Source organism: Microbacterium sp. CH12i (genome assembly GCF_000685355.1).
Classification (GTDB): Bacteria; Actinomycetota; Actinomycetes; order Actinomycetales; family Microbacteriaceae; genus Microbacterium.
The window spans coordinates 46922-70513 of sequence record NZ_JHET01000003.1 but is presented as its reverse complement, the minus strand read 5'-3'; the positions used below and the strand labels follow the sequence as shown (position 1 = coordinate 70513).

At 65.5% G+C, this 23592-nt stretch carries 15 protein-coding genes and 3 pseudogenes; 7 read left to right on the top strand and 11 right to left on the bottom strand.

Going from position 1 to position 23592, the window contains the following annotated elements:
* Positions 1–6 precede the first annotated feature (6 nt).
* From DC31_RS03465 to DC31_RS03455, 3 genes and pseudogenes are all read left to right on the top strand, one after another.
* Positions 7–1485 (top strand): glycosyl hydrolase family 95 catalytic domain-containing protein, encoded by a 1479-nt coding sequence (locus tag DC31_RS03465; protein WP_152545330.1) that lies wholly within the window; start codon positions 7–9, stop codon positions 1483–1485.
* Positions 1482–3700, top strand: a pseudogene (gene yicI, locus DC31_RS03460) (alpha-xylosidase). Before DC31_RS03465 ends, yicI begins: the two are co-directional and overlap by 4 nt.
* Positions 3697–5133: a glycoside hydrolase family 1 protein gene (locus DC31_RS03455; RefSeq protein WP_036277082.1), complete on the top strand. Its 1437-nt coding sequence runs from the start codon at positions 3697–3699 to the stop codon at positions 5131–5133. The pseudogene yicI and the gene DC31_RS03455 overlap by 4 nt, the downstream one beginning before the upstream one ends.
* A gap of 2 nt (positions 5134–5135) precedes the next feature.
* Here DC31_RS03455 and DC31_RS03450 read toward each other — a convergent pair whose 3' ends face one another.
* A complete protein-coding gene (locus DC31_RS03450; RefSeq protein WP_036277079.1) occupies positions 5136–5969 on the bottom strand; it encodes a hypothetical protein in 834 nt (277 codons plus the stop codon).
* Positions 5970–6216: 247 nt separating this feature from the next.
* Here DC31_RS03450 and DC31_RS03445 point away from each other — a divergent pair, with 247 nt between their 5' ends.
* Positions 6217–7074: an endonuclease domain-containing protein gene (locus tag DC31_RS03445; RefSeq protein WP_036277077.1), complete on the top strand. Its 858-nt coding sequence runs from the start codon at positions 6217–6219 to the stop codon at positions 7072–7074.
* A gap of 97 nt (positions 7075–7171) precedes the next feature.
* On the opposite strand, the gene DC31_RS03440 is transcribed toward DC31_RS03445, so the two are convergent.
* The 7 genes and pseudogenes from DC31_RS03440 to DC31_RS03410 form a co-directional block, all read right to left on the bottom strand.
* A complete protein-coding gene (locus DC31_RS03440) occupies positions 7172–8986 on the bottom strand; it encodes an ABC transporter ATP-binding protein (RefSeq protein WP_036277074.1) in 1815 nt (604 codons plus the stop codon).
* Positions 8983–10884, bottom strand: a pseudogene (locus tag DC31_RS03435) (ABC transporter ATP-binding protein). The gene DC31_RS03440 and the pseudogene DC31_RS03435 overlap by 4 nt, the downstream one beginning before the upstream one ends.
* 291 nt (positions 10885–11175) lie before the next feature.
* Positions 11176–11670 carry a methylated-DNA--[protein]-cysteine S-methyltransferase gene (locus DC31_RS03430; RefSeq protein ID WP_036277071.1) on the bottom strand — a complete coding sequence of 165 codons (495 nt, stop codon included), beginning with the start codon at positions 11668–11670 and terminating at the stop codon, positions 11176–11178.
* Positions 11667–13186: pseudogene (locus DC31_RS03425) on the bottom strand (AlkA N-terminal domain-containing protein). Before DC31_RS03425 ends, DC31_RS03430 begins: the two are co-directional and overlap by 4 nt.
* A gap of 69 nt (positions 13187–13255) precedes the next feature.
* Positions 13256–14809: a bifunctional phosphoribosylaminoimidazolecarboxamide formyltransferase/IMP cyclohydrolase gene (gene purH, locus DC31_RS03420; protein WP_051606375.1), complete on the bottom strand. Its 1554-nt coding sequence runs from the start codon at positions 14807–14809 to the stop codon at positions 13256–13258.
* 136 nt (positions 14810–14945) lie between these two features.
* Positions 14946–15527 carry a phosphoribosylglycinamide formyltransferase gene (gene purN / locus DC31_RS03415; protein WP_036277068.1) on the bottom strand — a complete coding sequence of 194 codons (582 nt, stop codon included), beginning with the start codon at positions 15525–15527 and terminating at the stop codon, positions 14946–14948.
* A 9-nt stretch (positions 15528–15536) separates the two neighbouring features.
* Positions 15537–16922, bottom strand: a complete 1386-nt coding sequence (locus DC31_RS03410; protein ID WP_036277065.1) for a cell division protein PerM — start codon at positions 16920–16922, stop codon at positions 15537–15539.
* A gap of 92 nt (positions 16923–17014) precedes the next feature.
* Between DC31_RS03410 and DC31_RS03405 the strand changes: the two genes are divergently transcribed.
* Entirely contained in the window at positions 17015–18439 is a 1425-nt protein-coding gene (locus DC31_RS03405; RefSeq protein WP_036277062.1) for an NCS2 family permease, read from the top strand.
* Positions 18440–18541: 102 nt separating this feature from the next.
* Here the strand turns inward: DC31_RS03405 and sucD are convergent, their stop codons facing one another.
* Together sucD and sucC are read right to left on the bottom strand one after the other, a co-directional pair.
* The gene (gene sucD / locus DC31_RS03400) at positions 18542–19444 is read right to left on the bottom strand and encodes a succinate--CoA ligase subunit alpha (protein ID WP_036277060.1); all 903 of its coding nucleotides are present in this window, start codon (positions 19442–19444) and stop codon (positions 18542–18544) included.
* An 18-nt stretch (positions 19445–19462) separates the two neighbouring features.
* The gene (gene sucC, locus DC31_RS03395; RefSeq protein ID WP_036277057.1) at positions 19463–20629 is read right to left on the bottom strand and encodes an ADP-forming succinate--CoA ligase subunit beta; all 1167 of its coding nucleotides are present in this window, start codon (positions 20627–20629) and stop codon (positions 19463–19465) included.
* A gap of 288 nt (positions 20630–20917) precedes the next feature.
* Between sucC and DC31_RS03390 the strand changes: the two genes are divergently transcribed.
* The gene (locus DC31_RS03390; RefSeq protein WP_235201312.1) at positions 20918–21403 is read left to right on the top strand and encodes a TetR family transcriptional regulator; all 486 of its coding nucleotides are present in this window, start codon (positions 20918–20920) and stop codon (positions 21401–21403) included.
* A gap of 31 nt (positions 21404–21434) precedes the next feature.
* Here DC31_RS03390 and DC31_RS03385 read toward each other — a convergent pair whose 3' ends face one another.
* Positions 21435–21932 carry a hypothetical protein gene (locus tag DC31_RS03385; protein ID WP_036277054.1) on the bottom strand — a complete coding sequence of 166 codons (498 nt, stop codon included), beginning with the start codon at positions 21930–21932 and terminating at the stop codon, positions 21435–21437.
* Between the two features lie 96 nt (positions 21933–22028).
* Between DC31_RS03385 and DC31_RS03380 the strand changes: the two genes are divergently transcribed.
* A complete protein-coding gene (locus DC31_RS03380; protein WP_327036799.1) occupies positions 22029–23435 on the top strand; it encodes a phytoene desaturase family protein in 1407 nt (468 codons plus the stop codon).
* Positions 23436–23592 lie beyond the last annotated feature (157 nt).

Sequence of the window (23592 nt, the reverse complement as noted above, 5' to 3'; positions counted from 1 at the left end):
GCGAACATGCGCGCTCTCCTCGGCTCCGTTGAGCTCTCGTTCGGCGAGGGCGCCATCGAACCCGACACGTCTGCCCGATTCGCCGCCGCGCGCGCGGATCCTCGTGGCGTGCTCGCAAGCGATCCGAATCTCGCCGCGCTGTTGTTCGAGTACGGGCGCTATCTCCTGGTGTCCTCATCGCGCCCGGACGGATTGCCCGCGAACCTCCAGGGGCTGTGGAATGCAGAACTGCGCCCACCATGGGGCAGCGCCTACACCGTCAACATCAACACCGAGATGAACTACTGGGGCGCGCACGTCTCAGGTCTCAGCGACCGTGCCGAGGCGCTGACGAGATTCACACGTGCCTTGGCCAGAGCCGCTGCCGCGCAGACATCGCGTTTGTACGGCACCGCCGGCTGGACCGTGCACCACAACACCGATGCCTGGCTGTACTCGACCGCGCCCGGTCGCGGCGCCGGCGATCCGCGCTGGGCGTTCTGGCCGATGGGCGGACCGTGGCTTGCGAGCCTGCTCACGGAGGCCTGGGAGTTCGGTGCGGTCGGCACCGAACACCTTGTGGAGATCTGGCCGACGCTCCGCGGCGCTGCGGAGTTCGCCCTCGCGTGGCATCGCGACGGGGCGACCTCCCCCGCGACGTCGCCGGAGAACGCGTTCCTGTTGCCCGACGGCACCTCCGCCTCGCTCGCCGCGACGTCGACGATGGACATCGCCCTGCTGCGTGCGCTGTTCTCGAAAACGGTCGCGGCCGGGACCGCCCTCGGACTCACCGACGATGAGGTGCTCCATGGCGCAGCCGTGCGCCTGGCCGAACTCGCGTCGATGCCGGAGATCACCCCCGACGGACGGATCGTCGAGTGGGAAGCGCCGCTCGGCGAAGAGGATCCTCATCATCGCCACGTCAGTCACCTGTTCGGGCTGTTCCCCGGCACCGAGCAGTGGGATTCGGAGCACCGTTCGGCCGCGGCTGCCAGCCTCGCAAGCCGCGGCGACGACTCCAGCGGATGGTCACTGGTGTGGAAACTCGCGCTCTGGTCGCGGCTCGGCCGTGCCGACAAGGTCACTGATCTGCTGAACCTGTTCCTGCGCAACGCCGAAGACGTCTCCGGAGAGTGGGCCGGCGGACTCTACCCGAACCTCTTCGCCGCGCATCCCCCGTTCCAGATCGATGCGAATCTGGGATTCGTCGGTGCGCTCGCAGAATCGCTGTTGCAGTCGCACGACGGCATCCATCTCCTCCCCGCTGTGCCGGCGGCCCTTTCGACCGGCGCCGTCGAGGGGCTCATCGCTCGCCCCGGCATCATCGTCGACCTCGAGTGGCGCGATGCGCAGCTCGTCACCGCGACGCTGCGTGCGCGCCGTTCATCCGCCGCCGGTGAGCACCGTGTCCGCTGGCGCGACCACACGATCGTCGTCCACATCGATGCGGAGCACGACACCCGCCTCGATGCCCGTTCATTCCCCACCGAGGAGGTGCGTCCGTGAGGTTCACTGACGGATTCTGGCAGTTGCGCGAAGGCGTCAGCGGTCTGTATGCAAGCGAGGCGCACGATATCGATGCGCGCGATGGTCGCCTGGTGATCACCGCGCCGACGAAAGTCATCGAGCGTCGCGGCGACACCCTGAACCGTCCGGTGCTGACCGTGACGCTGTCCGCGCCGCTCGAAGGCGTGATCGGCGTGCTGATAGAGCATCACACGGGTGGGCGCCCGCACGAGGGATTCGATCTGCCTGGGCTCGACTCCGGGTCTCAGGGGGTGTGACTGCCGTCGAGGCGAACGGCGGTTCGCTCACCAGCGGTGACCTCGTCGCCAGAATCGCGTCGGGGCCCGGCTGGAACCTCTCGTTCGAGCGCGCCGGCGCAGTGCTCACGAGCGCGCAGGACAAGTCCGTCGCGCTGCTCGATGTCGCCGAATCCGTGGCATTGGACGGACAGCTCGAGGATCAGCTGCGCCGACACCGCGGCGGCGGGTCGCAACGCTACCTGCGTCAGCAGCTGGACCTCGGAGTCGGCGAACTGGTCTACGGCCTCGGCGAGCGCTTCGGCCCTCTCGTGAAGAACGGCCAGTCGATCGAGACGTGGAACGCCGACGGCGGCACGTCGAGCGAACAGGCGTACAAGAACGTTCCGTTCTACCTGACGAATCGCGGCTACGGCGTGCTCGTCGATCACCCCGGCCATGTCTCCTTCGAAGTGGGTTCCGAGAATGTGGAGCGCGTGCAGTTCGCCGTCGCCGGTGAGCGACTGCAGTACTTCATCATCGCCGGAGACGCGCCACGCGAGATCCTGGAGCGTTATACCGCCCTCACCGGTCGCCCGGCTCTGGCGCCGGCATGGTCTTTCGGCACCTGGCTGTCGACGAGCTTCACCACCGATTACGACGAGCAGACCGTCAACTCGTTCATCGACGGCTTCGCCGAGCGCGATCTGCCGCTGAGCGTGTTCCACTTCGACTGCTTCTGGATGCGCGAGTTCAACTGGTGCGACTTCGAATGGGACTCGCGGGTCTTTCCGGATCCGGTCGGAATGCTGCGTCGTCTGCACGAGCGCGAGCTTCGAGTCTCTGTGTGGGTCAACCCGTACATCGGCCAACGCTCTCCCCTGTTCGAGGAGGCGAAGACGCAGGGCTTCCTTCTGCGGCGGCCCGATGGCGCAGTCTGGCAGTGGGACATGTGGCAGGCCGGCATGGCGATCGTCGACTTCACGAATCCGGCGGCACGCGGCTGGTATCAGGACAAGCTTCGCGCCCTCGTGGCGCAGGGCGTCGACACGTTCAAGACCGATTTCGGTGAGCGCGTGCCGCTGGACGTTCGCTGGCACGACGGCAGCGACCCGGAGGGCATGCACAACCGGTTCGCGCAGTTGTACAACGAGGCCGTGTTCGAGGTTCTGCAGGAGCGCGACGGTGGAGATGCCGTGGTCTTCGCGCGTTCGGCGACCGTCGGCGGCCACCGATATCCGGTGCACTGGGGCGGCGACAGCGCGTCGACCTTCGTGTCGATGGCGGAGACGCTGCGCGGCGGGCTTTCGCTTGCGTTCGGCGGCTTCGCCCACTGGAGTCACGATATCGGAGGCTTCGAGGGCACGCCGGATCCGGCCGTGTTCAAGAGATGGACGGCGTTCGGCCTGCTCTCCAGCCACTCTCGCTTCCACGGCTCCAGCTCGTACCGGGTGCCGTGGGCGTTTGACGAGGAGGCTGTTGAGGTGACGCGGATCTTCACGCATCTCAAGATGCGGCTCATGCCCTACCTGTATCAGCTGGGCATCGAAGCCACGCAAGCCGGGACGCCCCTGCTGCGCCCGATGCAGCTGGAATTCCCCAACGATCCGGGCGTCGCATATCTGGACCGGCAGTATATGCTCGGGCCCGACCTGCTCGTCGCACCGGTGTTCAACTCTGAGGGCGACGTCGAGTTCTACCTGCCTGAGGGCGAGTGGACGTCGTTGCTCACCGGCGAGGTGGTCATGGGCGGACGGTGGCGGCGCGAGACGCACGGGTTCACGTCACTGCCGTTGTACGTGCGCCCTGGCACGGTGCTGCCCTGGGGCGGCCGCGAAGACCGACCAGACTACGATTACCATGACGAGCTGACCCTCAGGGTGTTCCGCGGTGGCTCTGGCACGCGCTCGATCACTGTCACCTCACCTGACGGCGTCAGCCGCGATTACACCGCACACCTCGAGGAGATCACCGAATGACAGCCACGCCCGGCGCCGCCGACTACCGTGACTCCGGCCTCGTCTTCCCGCCGTCTTTCACGTTCGGCTCCGCCACCGCGTCGTACCAGATCGAGGGCGCCGCAGCCGAAGATGGCCGCACCCCATCGATCTGGGACACCTTCAGCAAGACACCGGGCAAAGTCTGGAACGGCGACACCGGTGACGTGGCCTGCGATCATTACCACCGCGTCGATGAGGATCTCGATCTGATGTCCTTGCTGGGGCTGGAGGCCTACCGATTCTCGATTGCCTGGCCGCGGATCCAGCCGACGGCATCCGGTGCGGTGAACCAGGCAGGGATCGACTTCTACTCGCGTCTGGTCGACGGGCTGCTTGAGCGCGACATCCGTCCGGTGGCGACGCTGTACCACTGGGATTTGCCGCAGTACCTCGAGGATGCTGGCGGCTGGACTTCCCGCGCGACAACCGACGCGTTCGAGCGCTACGCCGAGATCATGGGTACAGCACTCGGTGACCGCGTGCACACCTGGACGACGCTGAATGAGCCATGGTGCTCGGCCTACCTGGGCTACGGTCAGGGCGGCCATGCCCCCGGCCGCACCGAGCCCGCGTCGGCCCTATCCGCAGTGCACCATCTCAACCTCGCGCACGGCCGCGCGGTACAGGCGCTGCGTTCGACGTCCACCGGTGACCCGGATTATTCCGTCACGCTGAACTTCCATGTGCTGCGTGGGCAGGGCGAGGGCGCCGCCGAGGCAACCCGCCGCATCGACGCTTTGGCGAACCGCGCATTCACGCATCCGATGTTGCGCGGCGAGTATCCGGCCGACCTACTGGCTGACACCGCAGAGGTCACAGACTGGGCGTTCGTGCAGGACGGCGACCTGGCCACGATCAACCAGCCGATCGACGTTCTCGGGGTCAACTACTACTCGACGGCTACGGTTCGGCTCTGGGACGGCAAGACCGAGAAACAACAGAACGACGGGCACAAGGGCACTTCAGCTGGCACCGCATGGCCGGGCAGTGACGGGGTCGTCGAATTCGTCGAGCAGCCGGGACCATACACAGCCATGGGCTGGAACATTGCACCGGAGGGCCTCGAGGAGCTCCTCGTGTCGCTGTCGGAGCAGTTTCCCGAGCAGCCGCTCATGGTGACCGAGAACGGCGCAGCGTTCGAGGACGAGGTCGCCGAGGACGGTTCGGTCCCGGATCCCGAGCGGACCGATTATCTCCGCAGGCACTTCACCGCCGCGCATCGCGCTGTGCAGCGCGGAGTCGACCTGCGTGGCTACTTCGTCTGGTCTCTGCTTGACAACTTCGAGTGGGGTTACGGCTATGCCAAGCGATTCGGAATCGTCCGGGTGGACTTCGACACACTAGAGCGCACTGTCAAAGACTCCGGACACTGGTATCGGGAGTTCGTGCGAACGCGCACACTGCCAGAGTGAGCCTACGAGTCGTCCCGAGTCTCTTCGTTCTTCGGCTTGCGGCGAGAACTCCAGGCTGAGAACGCTGATACTGCAGCACCTGCCGCGCTGTCAAGCGCATCAGCTGCCCGAGTGAAAGCTTGTTGGGCGGTGTCTTGCCAGAGCGGTGTCGCGTTCGGATCAACACCGTTGGCGCGTGCCTTCGCGGTGTGCTCGGCGACATCGAATGCGCGTTCGAGGTGCGCAACAGCATCCCGATACGCGGCGAAATCTGCCGTCGTCACACGCGCGCCTGGCGACGGGCGCAGATCCAATGCGTGGCGTGAGGCGCTGAGAAACGCCGCTGTCGCCGGATCTTTGGCATCGCTCATCGTGGGATACGCAATGAGCTTCGCGGGGTCCGTTTCGTAGTCCATCCAGCGTGCCGTGACCGCATCGTGCGCGCGGTTCAGTCGCGCGACGGGGAAGCGTTCGCGTTTGGATGCCGCGGGGATCTCGGCGCGCGCCACATTCATGTGCACGCGGCGAGAGCGCACGTCAGCCGTTGACGCCTTCGCTTCTCGTTCGGCCTGCTGCAGTGCGCGCTTGGCGCTGGCGACGTCGGCGTTCGTGGCGCGCGAAGCCGTGCGCTCGGCGAGGAGTCGAGCGTACTCGACTCTCGCGAGCTTCACCGCTCGCTTACGCTGGCCGGCCTCGTGCCGTGCCTCTGACAAGTCATCGCGTGCGGCGTCAAACGCCAGCCGTCGACCGCTCGTGATTCCGCGACGGCGCAGGCCGACCGCAGCGACGGCGCCCGCCCCGGCCGCTGCCGGTGCGATCCACCACCACTCGGCCGCGAGAAGCAGAAGGGGATTCACTCCTTCATGCTAGTCAGCCTCGCCACCGATCCGCCCCGCCCCCTCAACTTCAGCGACCCTATGCCCGGTCAATCCAGCGGCCGAGATCAACTCTGGCGGCCACGTGCTTCAGATTTGGCCGCCAGAGTTGATCTTGCGCCGAGGTTGCACGGTTGCCCGACCCTCCACAGGTCCGGTCGCGCGGCAGTTGTCCACCATCCATGTATTCGGGCCTCACTGCGCCGCCCGCAGGTGCCAGTGTGTTCGCATGGATCTGGTCGAATGGCTCATCACCCGCGACAGCATTGCTCACCGAGCGGATGCGACGGCACGCGGCTTCTCGCCGAGCCATGTCCGCGCGGCGATCCGTGCGGGCCACGTGCGTCGCATCCGCAGCACGTGGATCGCCCTGGAGGACGCGCCTCGGGAACTGTTCACGGCAGCTACTGCGGCCGGGCGTCTGACGTGCCTGTCGCTCGCCCGCCGCCGCAAATGGTGGATCCCCGACAACGAGGACAACCAGCATCACTTACAAGTCGGCCCGAACGCGCACCGGTTGCTCAAAGACGTGACGTTTCATTGGGCGAAGCCGCTGGTCGACCGCGGAGACCGTGTGCTCGAAGCATCCGTCGAAGATGCGCTGGCGCACATCGCACAATGCCTTTCGCAGGAGGACGCGCTGTCCGTCTGGGAGTCCGCGGTCAAGATCGAGCATCTCGACCTTGAATCCGTGCGCGCGGTGCACTGGCCTGATGCGGCATCGCGCAACTGCGCGAACACGATCCGCGGGATGTCAGACTCCGGCTTGGAGACGATCTTCGTCGTGCGCCTGAGCCCATGGGGAGTTCCGATCAGACAGCAGGTCATGCTCGCCGGACACAAGGTCGACGTGCTCATCGGCACGCACCTCGTTGTGCAGCTCGACGGGTTCGCGTTTCACTCATCGTCTGCCGATCGCACGCGTGACGTGGCGCACGACGCGCAATTGCGACTGCGCGGCTACACCGTGCTGCGTTTCACGTATGCGCAGGTCATCCACGATTGGGCATACGTGGAGGCGACAGTCGCCGCTGCTATCGCGCGCGGGCTGCACCTGAGCCCCGCTGCACAGGCGCGCCGCGCCTGATCCTCGCAACTTCTGCGGATCAGTACAATTCTGGCGGCCACAATCTGAAGATGTGGCCGCCAGAGTTGCGCGCAACCGCCAGAGTTGCCGGCGGGGCCTAGACCAGCGTCTCCTGCCAGGCCGCGTGCAGCTGCGCGAACTTGCCCGTACCGCTGATGAGGGCAGCGGGGGTGTCATCCTCGATGATCCGCCCGTGTTCCATCACCAGTACCCGGTTGGCAATCGCGACGGTTGACAATCGGTGCGCGATGATGATCGCGGTCCGGTCAGCCAGCAGCGTCTGCAGCGCATCCTGAATCAGTCGCTCCGACGGGATATCTAGAGATGCGGTTGCCTCATCAAGGATCAGCACTGCAGGATCCGCCAGGAACGCGCGCGCGAATGAGATCAGCTGTCGCTGCCCCGCCGAAACGCGCCCACCACGCTTGTTCACATCGCTCGCGTACCCGTCGGGCAGCGCTGAGATGAACTCGTCGGCTCCGACGGCCTTTGCCGCCGCGCGGATCTCGTCGAGCGTGGCATCCGGCTTTCCGAGTGCGATGTTGTCCGCGACGGTGCCACTGAACAGGTATGCCTCCTGCGTGACCATGACGATCGCGCGGCGGAGATCCTTCGGGTGCAACGACTGCAGGTCTATGCCGTCCAGCGTCACACGTCCGAGGGACGGGTCGTAGAAGCGCGAGATGAGCTTCGCCAACGTCGACTTTCCGGCGCCGGTCGTGCCGACTAGCGCGATCGTCTGCCCGGCCGGAATGTCGAGCGAGAAGTTCGGCAGGATCGTCTTTTCCCCCGAATATCCGAAGGTGACCTCATCGAAGTTGATGTGTCCACGCGACTCCCAGAGGTCGATCGGCATCTGAGGGTCCGGAACAGTCGGAACCTCATCGAGCACGCCAGACACCTTTTCCAGCGCCGCGGTGGCGGACTGGTACGAGTTCAAAAACATCGCGATCTCCTGCATCGGCGCAAAGAAGTTGCGCACGTACAGCACCGCAGAAAGCAGCACACCGACCGTGAGCGCGCCATCGGCGACACGGATGCCACCCCACAGAACGACCAGCCCGAGGGTGAGCGCCGCGACAGCCATCAGCCCCGGTTCGAACGTACCGAACAGCAGCATCGATCGACGGTTGACGTCGCGGTAGTCGCCAGCGACCTTCTGGAAGCTCGTGTCGTTGCGCGGCTCTTTGCGGAACGCCTTGACCGCGCGGATGCCCGTCATCGTCTCGACGAACTGCACGATCACCTTCGCGCTCACCACACGTGATTCGCGGAAGACGACCTGCGAACGCGAATAGAACCAGCGCATCAGCAGCGCCAGCGGGATGCCGGCAAGCAGCAGAATCACGCCCGACTGCCAGTCCCACACGATCAGCGCGATGAACGTGAACGCGCCGAAAAGCACACCGGAGACGAGGTTGTTGAGACCGCCGTCCAGCAGCTCGCGAATCGAGTCAAGGTCGCTGGTCTGACGCGAGATGATGCGGCCAGACGTATACGACTCATGGAATTCGAGGCTCAGCCGCTGCGTGTGCAAGAAGATACGCTTGCGGAGATCGAGGAGCACAGCCTGAGTGATCCGCGCTGCGACCACCACGTACCAGGCGATCAGCGCTGCTGCAGTCGCACCGGCGAGCAGATAGATGAGCCCGATCGCAAAGGTCGGCATCCAGTTCGCGCGCTCGACTGCCTCCGGCAGCGCTTTGTCGATGCCGATACTGATGAGGATCGGCCCTGCGACCTGCAGCGCCGTCGAGATCACGAGAACGATCGCGGCCAGCACGATCTGCGCGCGCAGCGGCGACACCAGAGAGCCGAGCAGGCGCAGCGAGCGCTGGCGAATCGCCTTGCTCTCTTCGCGGGTGTAGTTCGAGCGATCTTCGCCCTGGGTTCCGGTGAGTGCCGCGCTCATGCCTGCACCTCCTTCTCGATGTTCTGTGTATCGGCGTGTGCGGTGATGTCTGCCGCTGCCAGGTCTTCGTCTCGGATGATCGGAATCGCACCGGTGCGAGCGGCCTCATCCGCCTCAAGGCTGGAGATCACGTGCCGGTAGTGGGAGCTCGTCTTCAACAGTTCAGAGTGCGTGCCGACTGCGGTGATCCTGCCGCGCTCGAGCAGGGCAACTCGATCAGCGAGCGCAACTGTCGACGGACGGTGCGCGACGATCATCGCCGTCGTGTCGGCGAGCACATGGCGTAGCGCCTCTTCGACGAGTGCTTCGGTGTCGACATCCAGCGCGGAGAGCGGATCATCAAGCACGAGCACCTTGGGCTTGGCCGCGACAGCACGAGCAAGAGCAAGCCTCTGACGCTGACCACCGGAAAGGCTGAGCCCCTCTTCGCCGATGACCGTCTCAACGCCTTCTGGCAGCTCATTGACGAAGCTGGCCTGAGCAACGTCGAGGGCCTCGCGCAGCACGCGCTCACCCTCTTCACTGTGCACGTCTAGTTCGGCGCGGCCCAGCAGCACGTTCTCACGTACGGATGCCGAGAACAGGGTGGCATCCTCGAATGCCATGGCGATGTGCGTGCGCAGCTCGGTCAGCGACAGATCGCGCACGTCGACGCGTCGAGCGTGACACGGCCGCCGGTCACGTCATAGAGACGGGTAGGCAACGTCGTCAGCGTCGTCTTGCCACTGCCGGTGAGTCCGACCAGCGCCATGGTCTCGCCAGGGCGCAGCACCAGATCGATGCCGTCGAGCAGGTCGTGCTCGGCGGACCCGGCATCCTGATACCGGAAATGAGCGTTCTCGAAAGCAAGTTCCCCTCGAGGTTCCGCGATCCGCACGGGGCTCTCCGGGTCGCTGATGCTGTTCGTCTCCGAGAAGATGTCGAACACGCGGTCGGTCGCGGTGCGGGCGTCCAGCATGAACGAGAACAGAAAACCGATCGATTCGATGGGCCACCGCAACACGGTCGCCATGGCGAAGAACGCGAACAGCTGTGCCTCATCGATGGCGCCTTGCGAGATCAGCCAGATGCCCGACATGAGGCTGAGTCCGACGCGGTCTGCGGCATGAGGTCGAGCCAGAACCAGATCGATCCGACGGCACGTGCTTTGCTGAGCTCAGTTTCGCGCAGGCTCTCTGCCTGGGTACTGAAGCGGCTGAGCGCGTGCTTGCCTCGGCCGAATGCCTTGAGTACGCGAATGCCGTGCACGCTCTCTTCGCGGCTGGTGGCGAGATCGCGGCCTGATCCTGGCTCTGACGCGCGAGTCGCCCGTAGCGCTTCTCAAAGCGGTAGCCGGTGATCCACAGCGGGATGGCCGTGGCGATGAAGATGACCCCCAGGAGCCAGTGCCAGCGAAACAGCAGTACCGAGCCGATGACGATCGTCAGGATGTTCACGACGAGCAGGATCAGCCCGAACGCCAGCCAGCGCCGGATAAGGCCGATGTCCTGCATCATGCGGCTGAGGAGTTGGCCAGACTGCCAGCGGTCGTGGAATGAAACCGGCAGAGTCTGCAGTCTCGAGTAGAGCTGCGTGCGCATCCGGTATTCGACCTCGGTGGAAGGCTTCAGGATGAACCAGCGCCGCAGCCACACCATCACAGCTTCGCCGAGGCCCAGCGCGAGCACAGCAAGGGCTCCGAGGGCGATGAAGTTGATCTCACCAGATTCGATCGGACCGCGCACGATCTGCTCGAGCACGATCGGAATCATGAGGGCGATCACGGCTGCGGCGAGCGCGCTCGCAGCGCCCCCGACGAAGCGTCCGGCGACGGGCTTTACGAATGGCGCGAGGCGCCACAGGGCGGCTGCAGTAGACAGCGAGGCGGACTGTGTGGACGATGACGACGAGGAGGACATGACTCTCAGACGAGTTTCGAAGCGGAAGGGCTGAGGCGGGCGCGACCGCTCTATGCGGTGCGCGGTGGTTCGTGGCGCGGGTGCGTGATGCGGGGTTCGTGGCGCCGGTTGCGGAGTGCGCTACCCGAGGCGTGCCGGGTTCGAGCCAGGAACGGTGATCTGCGCGACGGCGATCGAAATCATGGTGTCCTCCTCAGGCTCGGCCTCATCGCCCGGTTGGCGCGACAGCCTTCCAGCCTATTGCTGCGAACCCGCTGAAGGCAAGTGGCATTCCCTCGGCGATTCGTGGGCTCAGACCGCCGCTTCGCGTGCGAGCAGAGATTCCTTGACGGGCAGGCCCCAGGCAAAGCCGCCGAGCGAGCCGTCGCTACGCAGCACACGATGGCACGGGACGAACAGCGCGGGTGCGTTGCGCGCGCAGATGGATGCCGCGGCACGAACGGCTCGCGGATTGCCAAGTTCCGCGGCGAAAGACGTGTACGTCAGCGGCTCGCCCGCGGTGATGCGGCGAAGCGCCGTCCACCCTTCGCGTTGCAATGGCGTGCCGGACTGGTGCACGGGCACGCTGTCGATCGCCGCAATGTCGCCGTCGTAATACGCAATGACAGCAGACGCGGCATCCGTCTCGCCCTCGCGGATATCTGTCGGGCGCAACGACGCCGCAAGCCGTTCAAGAATCGCGAGATGGTCGGCCGTCCAACCGGATGCCAGCACCCGCTGTTCGGCGTCGACCAGGAGCGTGAATGCGCCATCAGGAGTGTCGAGGGTCTGGATGAGAGCGGTCATGCGAGGTCCTTCGTGATCGTCGTTCGTTTCGAGGTGCGCGGGGATCGTGCGGCGCGTACGGGTGCTGCGCGCCAGAGGTGTGCAGTGAAATAGCTGCGCCACGGGGCGGTGCGTTCTGCCCATGCGGTGAGCGGCGCAGGTTCGGCGGGAATGCCGGCAGCCCCAGCCCCGGCGCGCACAGCAACGTCGCCGGGGAGGAAGACATCGGGGTCGCCGATCACGCGCATGCGCACGTAATCGGCCGTCCACGGTCCGATACCCGGCATAGCCAGGAGGGCATTGCGTTGCTCGAGGCGGTCGTCTCCGACGGTGAGGGTGAGCGTGCGTCGGCGAGCGCAGCCGCAGCCCCCGTGATCGCGCGGATCCGGGCAGCTGGACCGCGAAGCACCTCGGCGCCGTGCTCAGCAATCGCCAGCATTGTCGGAAACAGATGCCCATCGTCCACGCGCTCCCCCAGCGCTTCAGCCAACGCGGTGAGCGAGGTGCGCGCGGCAGCAACGGTGATCTGCTGGCCGACCATGGCGCGGATAAGCATCTCGTGCGGGTCGGCGGCGCCTGGCACGCGGATGCCGGGCGTCAGCGCGACGAGCGGAGCCAGCTGCGGGTGTGACGACAGTGCGGCGTCGACGGCGACGGGGTCGGCATCCAGATCGAAGATGCGACGCGCAGTGGCGACGAGCGGGGCAAGGTCACCGAGATGGGTGACTCGAGCGCGCAGGCGCAACCGCGCGGCGGCGTCTTGACGCACTTCGAACCACGCTGGCCCGCCCGGCATGCGCAGGTGCCTGGCGAATGAGCTCGCGGTAACGCTCTCGACGCCAGGAAGGGCACGTGCGGCCATCCAGGTGAAGATGCCCACGGCATCCATCGGCTCGCGGTGCGGCAGGATCAGGTCGATAGTCCCCGGGGGCAGCGCGTCACCGGCCGCTCCGCTGGCGATCGAAGAGCGCCGGCGTGCGCGCACCTCGCTCGGTGTCAGCCCGAATACCTCGCGGATCGTGTCGTTGCACTGGCGGATGCTGGCGAACCCTGCCGAGAAGGCAATGTCAGAGATCGCGAGATCTGTGCCGACAAGCAGCATCCGCGCGTTGTGCGCACGGTGAGCGCGCGCGAGAGCCAAGGGTCCGGCGCCGAGCTCGGTAGAGAGCAGCCGCGTCAGATGTCGCGACGAGTACCCCAGGCGCGCAGCGAGACCGCCCACGCCCTCGCGTTCGACGACGCCGTCGGCGATGAGGCGCATGGCGCGTGCCGCGGTGTCTCCGCGGAGGTCCCAGGCGGGCGATCCGGGCGCAGCCTCAGGCAGGCAACGCTTGCACGCACGGAATCCGGCCTCGTGAGCGGCGGCGCTGGTCGGATAGAAACTGACGTTCTCGCGTTTCGGCGTGCGCGCCGGACACGAGGGACGACAGTAGATGCCGGTGGTGTGGACGGCCGTCACGAACTGTCCGTCGAAGCGGATATCGCGTGCGTCGATCGCACCGTATCGCTCGTCGAAGCTCATCGTGGGGAAGGTCATGTCTCCACTCTGACACGTCCGATAGCCGCTGGCTCGCGGAAATCGGACATGACAGTGGGTGTGCACCACTCAGTGGAAGAAGTGGCGCTCCCCAGTGAAGAACATCGTCACACCGGCAGCCTTTGCCGCCGCGATGACCTCGTCATCGCGCACCGATCCACCGGGCTGGATGATGGTCGCGATGCCCGCGTCAAGCAGCACCTGGGGGCCGTCCGCGAACGGGAAGAAGGCGTCGGATGCCGCGACCGAGCCCGCTGCACGCTCCCCCGCTCGCTCTACCGCGAGGCGGCACGAGTCGACGCGGTTGACCTGGCCCATACCGATACCGACCGTGGCTTTGCCCTTGGCCAGCACGATGGCATTGGATTTCACCGCACGGCAGGCCTTCCACGCGAAGATGAGATCTGACATGTCTTCGTCGTTGGGGCGCTCGCCCGTGACAAGTTCCCATTTGTTCGCGACAGAATCGATGTCGTCGGGGAAGCGATCGGAATCTTGCAGCAGCAGCCCGCCGGAGACCAGCCGCACGTCCATCTCTTCCTGGCGCCAGTCGTCTGGCAGCTGCAGCAGACGCAGGTTCTTCTTCGCCTTGAACACCTCGAGAGCGGCCGGCTCGAACGACGGCGCGACGATGACCTCTGTGAAGATGTCCTTCAGGTTCTCGGCCATCTTCAGCGTGACAGTGCCGTTGGTGGCGATGACTCCGCCGTACGCCGACACCGGGTCGCACTCGTGTGCACGCAAGTGCGCACTGGCGATCGGGTCGAGGGCGTTCGGGGCGGTCGTTGCGATGCCACAGGGGTTGGCGTGCTTCACGATGGCCACGGCCGGCAGCACCATGTCGAAGGCGGCCCTGAGCGCAGCATCCGCGTCGACGTAGTTGTTGTACGACATCTCTTTGCCCTGCAGCTGAACGGCTTGGGCGATGCCGTGTCCGCCGAGGCGCGTGTAGATCGCACCGCGCTGGTGAGCGTTCTCGCCGTAACGCAGGGTCGAAATACGCTCGGCCTTGATCGTCAGGTGCTCGGGCAACTCGCCGCCGTCGTTGAGGGTTCCCTCTGCAAACCACGCTGCCACGGCGGTGTCATAGGACGAAGTGTGCGCGAATGCGCGGGCGGCGAGCTCCCGCCGCTGGGAGAGTGTGGTGCCGCCGGCGGCGACCGCGTCGATGATCGACGAGTATGACTCTGGCGAGACGACGATGGCGACGTTGGCGTGGTTCTTCGCCGCGGCGCGCACCATCGCCGGGCCCCCGATGTCGATCTGCTCGACGACGTCATCGCCGGTCGCACCGGATGCGACCGTCTCGACGAACGGGTACAGGTTCACGACGACGAGTTCGAACGGTGAGATTCCCAGTTCACTGAGCTGGCGCTCGTGATCCTCAAGACGCAGATCGGCGAGCAGACCGCCGTGGATGCTGGGGTGCAGAGTCTTCACACGACCGTCGAGCATCTCGGCCACACCCGTAACGGAGGCAACATCGGTGACCGTGTGGCCAGCCTCGCGGATGGTCGCAGCCGTCGAACCCGTCGACACTATCTCAACGCCAGTGTCGGCGAGTGCTGCCGCAAGCTCGAGCAGACCGGTCTTGTCGCTGACGGAGATGAGCGCGCGCCGGATCGGAACAGTGTCGCGTTCGCGGTAAAGGGACGAGTCGTGGCTGGGGCCTGCATGGGAGCTCCTTCTGCGGTATTCGTGCGGTGTGAGTAGCTGTGGTGCCTGTGAGTGCGTGATGCGGGTCAGTAGGTGGGCAATGTCAGGGTGTGAGTGTGAGGTCGCCGGTAGCGATCCGACGCACGACGTCGATCAGCAAGCGCCGTTCAACGGGCTTGATGCGCTCGTGCAGGCTGTGCTCAGTGTCATCCGCGTGCACGGGCACGCGTTCTTGGGCGAGGATCGGGCCGGAATCGATGCCGTCGTCCACGACGATGACGCTGGCTCCGGTCTGTTCGGCTCCGGCGGCGAGCGCGTCGCGGACGCCATGCGCACCGGGAAACTCCGGCAGGTATGCGGGGTGCGTGTTGAGGATCCGCGGCGCGTAGCGCGAAACCAGCGATGACGGCAGCAGACGCATCAGTCCGCTGAGCACGATGAGATCGGGCGTCCAGACGTCGATCTGACGACCGAGCTCTTCGCCCCACGCGTCACGGCTTTCGTGCGCGTGCCACGGGACGGTGAAGCTGGGGATGCCGAATTCTTCGGCATGCGCGAGTCCCTCGGCATCACGATCAGCACCGACGACGACCACCCGCGCGGGGAAGTCGGGATGGCTAGCTGCTTCCAGAAGAGCGCGGAGGTTCGAGCCGGTGCCCGAGATGAGAACGGCGACCGTGAGCACCCGGCCAGTCTAGCGGGGCGAGGCGGTGTGGCCGTCCCCGAAGAAGCCGTGGTCGTCCAGCGGCATCGTGTCGTTCGCGTCGCTGGCGGGATCCGCGGGGTCAGGTGTCAGCGCGAAGGCCGGGATGCCGGCATCCACCAACGGCGAGGCACCCATTTCGGCGACCCAACGGTCGGTTCGTTCCTCCGCGAGCTCATCGCGGTGCCGCGGCGCGAGCAGCAGCACGGCGGCGCCCACCATCACTTCGACGCCGATGGCGAGCGATACCCATCCCACGTGCGGACCGACTTCTGCGAGACGGCCCGGTCCGATCGATCCGGATGCCAGCACCGAAGCGATCGCAGTGATCCCAGCGCTGAGCAGCGCAATACCGACGGTGATTACTGCGCGCGGAGCGAGCGTGTGAGCAGCATCCGCCCAGACGAGCCGTGAGCGCACAATCCATCCGGCGAATGCACCGGCGGCGACCGGAAGCAGCACGACGATCAGCATCCAGATCGAGCTGTTCTCTGGCAGTAGCCCGAGTACGGGGATGCCGGGCACCACACCGAGCTGCGTGCCAGCGGGCGAAACCGCCGTGCCCGCGCCGACCGAGAATCCTGGACCCGCGATCCACGCCACCGCCCATACGAGCAACGTGGGCAGGTAGGCGAGGTGTCCGAGCGTGAGCACTGCGGCGCCGGTGGCATCGACCCGTGCGGCCTCGAACAGCGCCACCACCTCTCCCCCGCGAAGCGCGACCATCAGCGCGACAGCGAGCCCGGCGATGCCGGTGAGCGCGACGATCACGACGGCTGTGCCGCGCACGACTTCTGTCGGGACGACTCCCCATTCGCCCCAGCTATCAACGACGTCGTGGAGGCGGTCGATGAGGCCACCATCGCCTTCATGCCAGGCGTAGCGCACAGCGCCGCAGAGAGCACCAACGAGATAGACGGCGGACGGAAGCAGAATCGCGAGCCACAGCGGCACCTGGGCAGCATCCATGTGCGCACTGAGGGCGACACCCACGGTGATGACGGTGAAAGTGAGCACACCAGCGCAGACGCCGAGCAACCACGCTCCCGACCGCGCGGCCCTGGTACCAGAACGACCCGCGAACAGCAGCGTGAACACGAGGAACGCGAGCGGTGTGAGCGAGAGAGTGAAGTGCGCGGCATCCGGTGAAATACCGACCGCGATCAGGACGTCATCCGCGATTGCGATGTCCACCGGCACGCCATGACCGAACTGCCACAGGGTTCCAGTGACCGGCCAAAGTGATCCCCAATCGGCCGTAACGCCAAACGCGAGAGTCCAGAGAAGGGTGAGCGGGGCGAGCAGCACGACGAGGCCGACGGCCGCCGCGATGGCAGCGTCGACGGCGGCAAGGATCGCGACGAGGAGGCGTTGCATGTCTCAACGAGACTACGACGAGAACCTGACTGCCTTGTGGTGGCGCGCGTGACGTTACCAGACACGATATTGTCTCCAACGGAGGTCCCCCGATGACTACTGCCCCCTCGTCCACAACAACGCACTCTGCTGAGCCGAAGAACGCGCTGGATCGCTTCTTCGAGATCAGCAAGCGCGGCTCGACCATAGGTACTGAGATCCGCGGTGGTGTCGTGACATTCGTCACGATGGCCTACATCGTGATCCTCAACCCACTGATTCTGAGTACGCCAGACATCGACGGAAATACACTGTCGGCACCCGCGGTCGCTGCGGCTACTGCGCTCGCCGCCGGTGTGATGACGTTGCTGTTCGGCATCATCACCCGACTGCCGTTTGCTTTTGCCGCTGGCCTCGGTATCAACGCGTTCGTCGCGTTCACCGTGGTCGGCTCTGTCACGTGGCCCGAGGCCATGGCGCTCGTCGTGATCAACGGTGTCGTCATCGTGCTGCTGGCTGCCACCGGGCTTCGGAAGATGATCTTCGACGCCGTCCCTGTGCAGCTCAAGCTCGCGATCACTGTTGGAATCGGCCTGTTCATCGCGTTCATCGGCTTCGTGAACGCCGGGTTCGTGACCGCAACCGGTAACCCGTCCCCGCCGGTTGATCTGGGTATCGGCGGCTCTGTCGCCACCCTCCCGACGCTGCTGTTTGTGATCACCCTGCTCCTCGGCGGCGTGCTCATCTCGCTGCGCCTCAAGGGTGCGCTACTCATCGCGCTCGTCGGCGGCACCATCCTCGCCGCGATCGCAAACCTCATCTGGCCGTTCGGGCTCGACTTCGGTTTCGCTGGCGGCATCATGAGCCTGCCCGACCTGAGCCTCATCGGCGCCGTCGACTTCGGTTTCGACGTCTCAAAGGTCGGCGTCGTCGCGCTGGTCATGTTCGTGTTCACGCTGGTGTTCTCGAACTTCTTCGACGCGATGGGCACGATGACGGGCCTCGCGAATGAGGCCGGACTCGCAGACAAGAAGGGCGATTTCCCCCGCATCAAGTCGGCGCTGATCGTCGAGGGTGTCGGCGCGATCGTCGGCGGTGGCACGTCGTCGTCGTCGGCGACAGTGTTCGTCGAGTCGGGCTCCGGCATCGGTGAGGGCGCACGCACGGGCTTTGCCACCGTGATCACTGGGCTGCTGTTCTTGCTCGCAATGTTCTTCACGCCGCTCGCATCGATTGTTCCCGGTGCGGTCGCTGCGGCAGCTCTCGTGCTGGTCGGCGCGATGATGCTGGCCCAGATCAAGAACATCGACTTCAGCGACTTCCGCGTGCTGCTGCCGGTGTTCCTCACCGCCACGGTGATGCCGATGACCTACTCGATCGCGAATGGAATCGGTGCAGGCTTCGTCAGCTGGATCGTCGTGAATGCACTGTCTGGCAAGGCGAAGACCATCCACCCGCTGCTGTGGATCGTCGGCTTCGGCTTCGTGCTGTTCTTCGCACGCGGGCCGATCGAGACGCTGTTGGGCCTCGGCGTCTAGGACGCTTTATACGGTGGGGCGGATGCTGCGGCATCCGCCCCACCGTCGTTAACAGGTGTGGGCCCCGGGCTGACGCCCGGGGCCCACCGTCGAAGACAGGTGTTACAGCGCTTCGATGATCTCGCGCATGAGGTCTGCAGTCTCGGACGGGGTCTTGCCGACCTTGACGCCAGCGGCCTCTAGAGCTTCCTTCTTCGCCTGAGCGGTGCCCGCAGAGCCGGAGACGATGGCGCCAGCGTGGCCCATGGTCTTGCCCTCGGGAGCCGTGAAGCCTGCGACGTAGCCGACGACCGGCTTCGTCACGTGCGCCTTGATGTACTCGGCCGCGCGCTCTTCAGCGTCGCCACCGATCTCACCGATCATGACGATGGCCTTGGTCTCAGGGTCAGCCTCGAATGCCGCAAGCGCGTCGATGTGCGTGGTGCCGATGACCGGGTCGCCGCCGATGCCGATGGCGGTCGAGAATCCGAGATCGCGGAGCTCAAACATCATCTGGTAGGTCAGTGTGCCCGACTTCGAGACGAGGCCGATCGGGCCCTTGCCGGTGATGTTCGCCGGGGTGATGCCGACGAGCGCCTCACCGGGCGTGATGATGCCGGGGCAGTTCGGGCCGATGATGCGGGTCTTGTTGCCCTTGCTCTGCGCGTAGGCCCATGCCTCAGCGCTGTCACCGACGGGAACGCCCTCGGTGATAACGACGAGCAGCGGGATCTCGGCGTCAATCGCCTCGATCATGGCATCCTTCGTGAAGGCGCCAGGAACGAAAGCGATCGACACGTCAGCGCCGGTCTCTTTCATGGCTTCGGCGACCGAAGCGAAGACGGGCAGTTCAACGGCGTTGCCGTCCTTGTCCGTGTGCGAGACGGCGGTGCCGGCCTTGCGAGCGTTGACGCCACCGACGACCTGGGTGCCAGCCTTCAGCATGAGGGCAGTGTGCTTGGTGCCCTCGCCGCCGGTGATGCCCTGGACGATGACTTTGGAATCCTTGTTCAGGAAGATCGACATATCTCTAATCCTTCTGTCTCAGGCGTTCGCCAGTGCGGCGGCCTTGTCAGCGCCCTCGTCCATGGTGGCGGCGAGGGTGACGAGCGGGTGGGCGTACTCGGCGAGGATCGCGCGACCCTCTTCGACACGGTTGCCATCGAGGCGCACGACGAGCGGCTTGGAGGCGGTGTCTCCCAGCGTCTCGAGGGCACCCTTGATGCCGTTCGCGACGGCGTCGCAGGCAGTGATGCCACCGAAGACGTTGACGAACACGCTCTTGACCTGCGGGTCGCCGAGGATGACGTCGAGGCCAGCGGCCATGACCGCAGCCGATGCTCCGCCGCCGATGTCGAGGAAGTTGGCGGGCTTGACACCGTTGTGGTTCTCACCGGCGTAAGCGACGACGTCGAGCGTCGACATGACAAGGCCTGCGCCGTTGCCGATGATGCCGACCTCGCCGTCGAGCTTGACGTAGTTCAGTCCCGACTCCTTGGCCTTGGCCTCGAGCGGGTCAGCAGCATCCTTGTCCTCGAGCGCTGCGTGCTCGGGGTGACGAATCTCGGAAGCGTTCTCGTCAAGGGTGACCTTGCCGTCGAGGGCGACGATGTCGCCGTCTTCGGTGCGAACGAGCGGGTTTACCTCGACGAGCGTGGCATCCTCACCCTTGTACACGTCGTAGAGCTTCACGAACACGTCGGAGACCTTCTCGATGAGGTCTTCCGGGAAGTTCGCTGCGCGGGCGATCTCGACGGCCTTCGCCTTGTCGATGCCGGTCAGCGGGTTGACCTCGATGCGGGCAAGCGCCTCAGGGCGCTCGACTGCGAGCTCTTCGATCTCCATGCCGCCCTCGACGCTGCAGAGCGAAAGGTACGAGCGGTTCGCGCGGTCAAGCAGCACAGAGAAGTAGTACTCCTCGGCGATACGTGCGCCTGCGGCGACCATGACGCGCTTGACGATGTGACCCTTGATGTCGAGACCGAAGATCGCCTTCGCAGCCTCGTACGCCTCTTCAGGGTTCTTGGCGACCTTGACGCCACCGGCCTTACCTCGACCACCAGTCTTGACCTGTGCCTTGACGACGACGACGCCACCGAGCTTCTCAGCTGCCGCTTTCACCTCCTCAGGAGTGTCCGCGACGATGCCGGCGAGGACCGGCACTCCGTACTTCTCGAAAACGTCTCGTGCCTGGTACTCGTACAGATCCACTGTGCTTCCTTCGCTGGTCTGCGGTCCGGAAAGTCTCTCGATGTCGAGATATCGACCATCCCAAAGCTTACTACCTCAGTCTGAACGCCCCGAGACGTCTAGGCTTCTCGCTATGCACGAATCCGCAGAACCACGCACCGGCGTCGTGGCCGCTGCGCTTGAGTTGTTCCAGCGCCAGGGCTTCGATCAAACGTCAGTGGAGCAGATCGCCAAGCTGCCGGCGTCTCGCGTTCGACATTCTTTCGCCAGTTCGGTGGCAAAGAAGACGTCGTCTTCGCCGATCATGAAGTGCTGCTCACCGAGTTGCGCGCTTTCCTCGCCGAGGGGCACCCCGATCCGTGGGATGCCGTGTGTCAGGCGTCTCAGCTCGTCTTTGCGCACTTCGCGCACGACCCCGAGCTTGCCCGGCTTCGCTACCAGATCGTCCGTCAGGTGCCGGCGCTGCGCGAACGCGAGATCGTGACGGTCTTCCGCTACGAGCGCCTCTTCGACGAGTACCTGCGCAGCGCCCTCCCCGGAATCGACCCTTTGGATGCCGTCGGCTTCGCAGCCATCGTCACTGCGGCGCACAACCATGTGCTGCGTCAGTTGCTGCGCAGCACCAAGCGCGTCGCACCGTCGGTGCTGCAGAGTGCGTTGGATGACGCGCGGCGCCGCTACGGCGTGCTTCCGGATGCCGTAGAACCAGCCCACGACGACATGGTCGTGGCCGTGTTCCCCCGGTCGATGCCGATCGCCGAGGTCACACGACGGCTGCAGACTGACCTCGGCTGAACGTCGTCGGCAGTTGCAGGCGAGTTGCAGATCAGTCGCAGTTGCAGGTGCCTGACGCAGTGCGCACCATGAAGCAGACGTCGCAGAAGCCGTAGTCACGTTCGATCGGCTTCGATGCGCGCAGTGCTGGTTCAGCGCGAGGCGTAGAAGGCCGAGATGCCCCGGATCGCTTCGATGCCGTCTTGGCCGGCGTCAGCGGGCGGAACTCGCTCGGGTGGGAGACGTAGAGGTACGGCGCGCGTCCCTCGCTGCGCTGCAGGCGCAGTGCCGCCGAGCCCACGATGATCTGCTCGCCATCCATGAAGCCATTGGTGTAGGTCTTGCCGATATGGAGGGTGGGGCCCTCGTCGCGCCGGATCGCTTCGATGTAGCGCCCTCGGTCGATCAGCGCTGTGATGCCAACGGCGTCGATGATCGACGAGATGAAGTCGTGATTTTCCTCGGGGACCCGGTGCGCGCGCAGGCCTTCTTGGAGGGTCTTGAACGGACGGGAAGTGCCAGTGGGGGTCGGGCCCTGGATTTCATTCATTTGTTCAAGGATCGCACGTTCTGCTCAGTGTCGCCCGCGAGTTGCTTGCGCACCGCTCTTCGCACATGCTTTGCACACGCGTGCGAGACTGGCGGCATGCCCAGAGCGACGATCATCGGCAGCGGACCGAACGGTCTTGCATCCGCCGTCTCGCTCGCTCGCGCCGGCTACGAAGTGCGGGTTGTCGAAGCAGCCGAAACGATCGGCGGCGGTCTGCGCACGACCGAGGCGACACTGCCGGGATTCCGCCATGACGTCTGCTCTGCCGTACACCCTGCCACACTCTCTTCGCCGTTCTTCGAGGCCTTTGGTATGGCCGAGCGCATCGAGTGGATTCATCCCGAAATCTCGTACGCGCACCCGTTAGACGACGGGCGCGCCGCCGTCGCCTGGCGCTCGATCGACCGCACCGCCAACGCCCTCGGCGTCGACGGCCGGGCATGGAACGCGCTGCTGCGGCCACTCAGCTCACACATCGACGGCGTCGTCGACTTCACCGGTAACGCTCTGCTGCGGATGCCGCGCGAACCGGTCACCGCACTTCGATACGCGCTGCGGATACTGGAGCAGGGCACACCGCTCGCAAGCCTTACGTTCCGCACCGAAGAGGCCGCCGCACTGTTGGCTGGGGTCATCGCGCATGCCAACACTCCCCTGCCGTCGTTGGGCGGCGCGGCCGCCGGGCTGCTCATCGCCTCCATGGCCCACGCTGGCGGATGGATGTACCCGCGCGGTGGCGCACAGCGGATCGCCGATGCCTTGGTCGCTGATCTCGAGGCCCACGGCGGCACCGTTGAGACCGGCGTGCACGTGCACGACCTCGCCACGTTCGACTGGGGTGATCCCACCCGCGGTGATGTGCTGTTGCTGAACTCGGCGCCGAGACTCGCGCTCACTCATCCCGGCATCCCGTACCGCTATGCCAAGGCAATCAGCGCGTACCGCTACGGTCCGGCGGTGGCCAAGGTCGATTTCGCGCTCGACGGACCGATTCCGTGGACGAACAGAGATGTCGCGAAGGCGCCGACCGTGCACATCGGTGGCACCCAGGCCGAGGTATGGGCAAGCGAGAACGCGGTGGCACGCGGTCGGATCAGCGATCGGCCGTACGTGCTGTCGGTGCAGCCGTCGATCTTCGATGATTCTCGGGCGCCGCAGGGAAGGCCGTGCTGTGGGCGTACATGCACGTGCCGCAGAACTCTGACTTTGACGCGACCGAGATCATCACGCAGCAGGTGGAGCGCTTCGCGCCGGGGTTCCGCGAGCGCATTCTTGCCAGTCACTCGGTGCCGGCATCCGCTCGCGAGGCGATCAATCCCTCTGAGATCGGCGGCGACGCACTCGGCGGAGCGTTTACGATCCGTCAGGCGTTGCGACGTCCTGTGCTGTCGGCGGCCCCCTGGCGCACGCCGATGCGCGGGGTCTATCTCGCATCGGCAGCAACCGCTCCTGGCCCCGGTGTCAACGGACTGGCGGGCTGGCATGCGACGCGCACCGTACTGAGGGATGCCGGAACTCCGGCTACCCTCAGCGACCTGTTCGGCTGACCCCAGCCCTCCCTCGGTCTCGACCTCGACCTCGACTTCGACCTGTAACCTCCACCGACGCGCTCTCGACGGAGATCGGTACCGGCTCTTTCGCAGGTCAGTCGGTGGCGCGA

Bases quoted from the DNA above. Each gene is read 5' to 3' on its own strand.
- DC31_RS03465 (WP_152545330.1), top strand. From the start codon at position 7: ATGCGCGCTCTCCTCGGCTCCGTTGAGCTCTCGTTCGGCGAGGGCGCC.
- DC31_RS03455 (WP_036277082.1), top strand. From the start codon at position 3,697: ATGACAGCCACGCCCGGCGCCGCCGACTACCGTGACTCCGGCCTCGTC.
- DC31_RS03445 (WP_036277077.1), top strand. From the start codon at position 6,217: ATGGATCTGGTCGAATGGCTCATCACCCGCGACAGCATTGCTCACCGA.
- DC31_RS03440 (WP_036277074.1), bottom strand. From the start codon at position 8,986: ATGAGCGCGGCACTCACCGGAACCCAGGGCGAAGATCGCTCGAACTAC.
- DC31_RS03430 (WP_036277071.1), bottom strand. From the start codon at position 11,670: ATGACCGCTCTCATCCAGACCCTCGACACTCCTGATGGCGCATTCACG.
- DC31_RS03410 (WP_036277065.1), bottom strand. From the start codon at position 16,922: ATGCAACGCCTCCTCGTCGCGATCCTTGCCGCCGTCGACGCTGCCATC.
- DC31_RS03405 (WP_036277062.1), top strand. From the start codon at position 17,015: ATGACTACTGCCCCCTCGTCCACAACAACGCACTCTGCTGAGCCGAAG.
- sucD (WP_036277060.1), bottom strand. From the start codon at position 19,444: ATGTCGATCTTCCTGAACAAGGATTCCAAAGTCATCGTCCAGGGCATC.
- DC31_RS03385 (WP_036277054.1), bottom strand. From the start codon at position 21,932: ATGAATGAAATCCAGGGCCCGACCCCCACTGGCACTTCCCGTCCGTTC.
- DC31_RS03380 (WP_327036799.1), top strand. From the start codon at position 22,029: ATGCCCAGAGCGACGATCATCGGCAGCGGACCGAACGGTCTTGCATCC.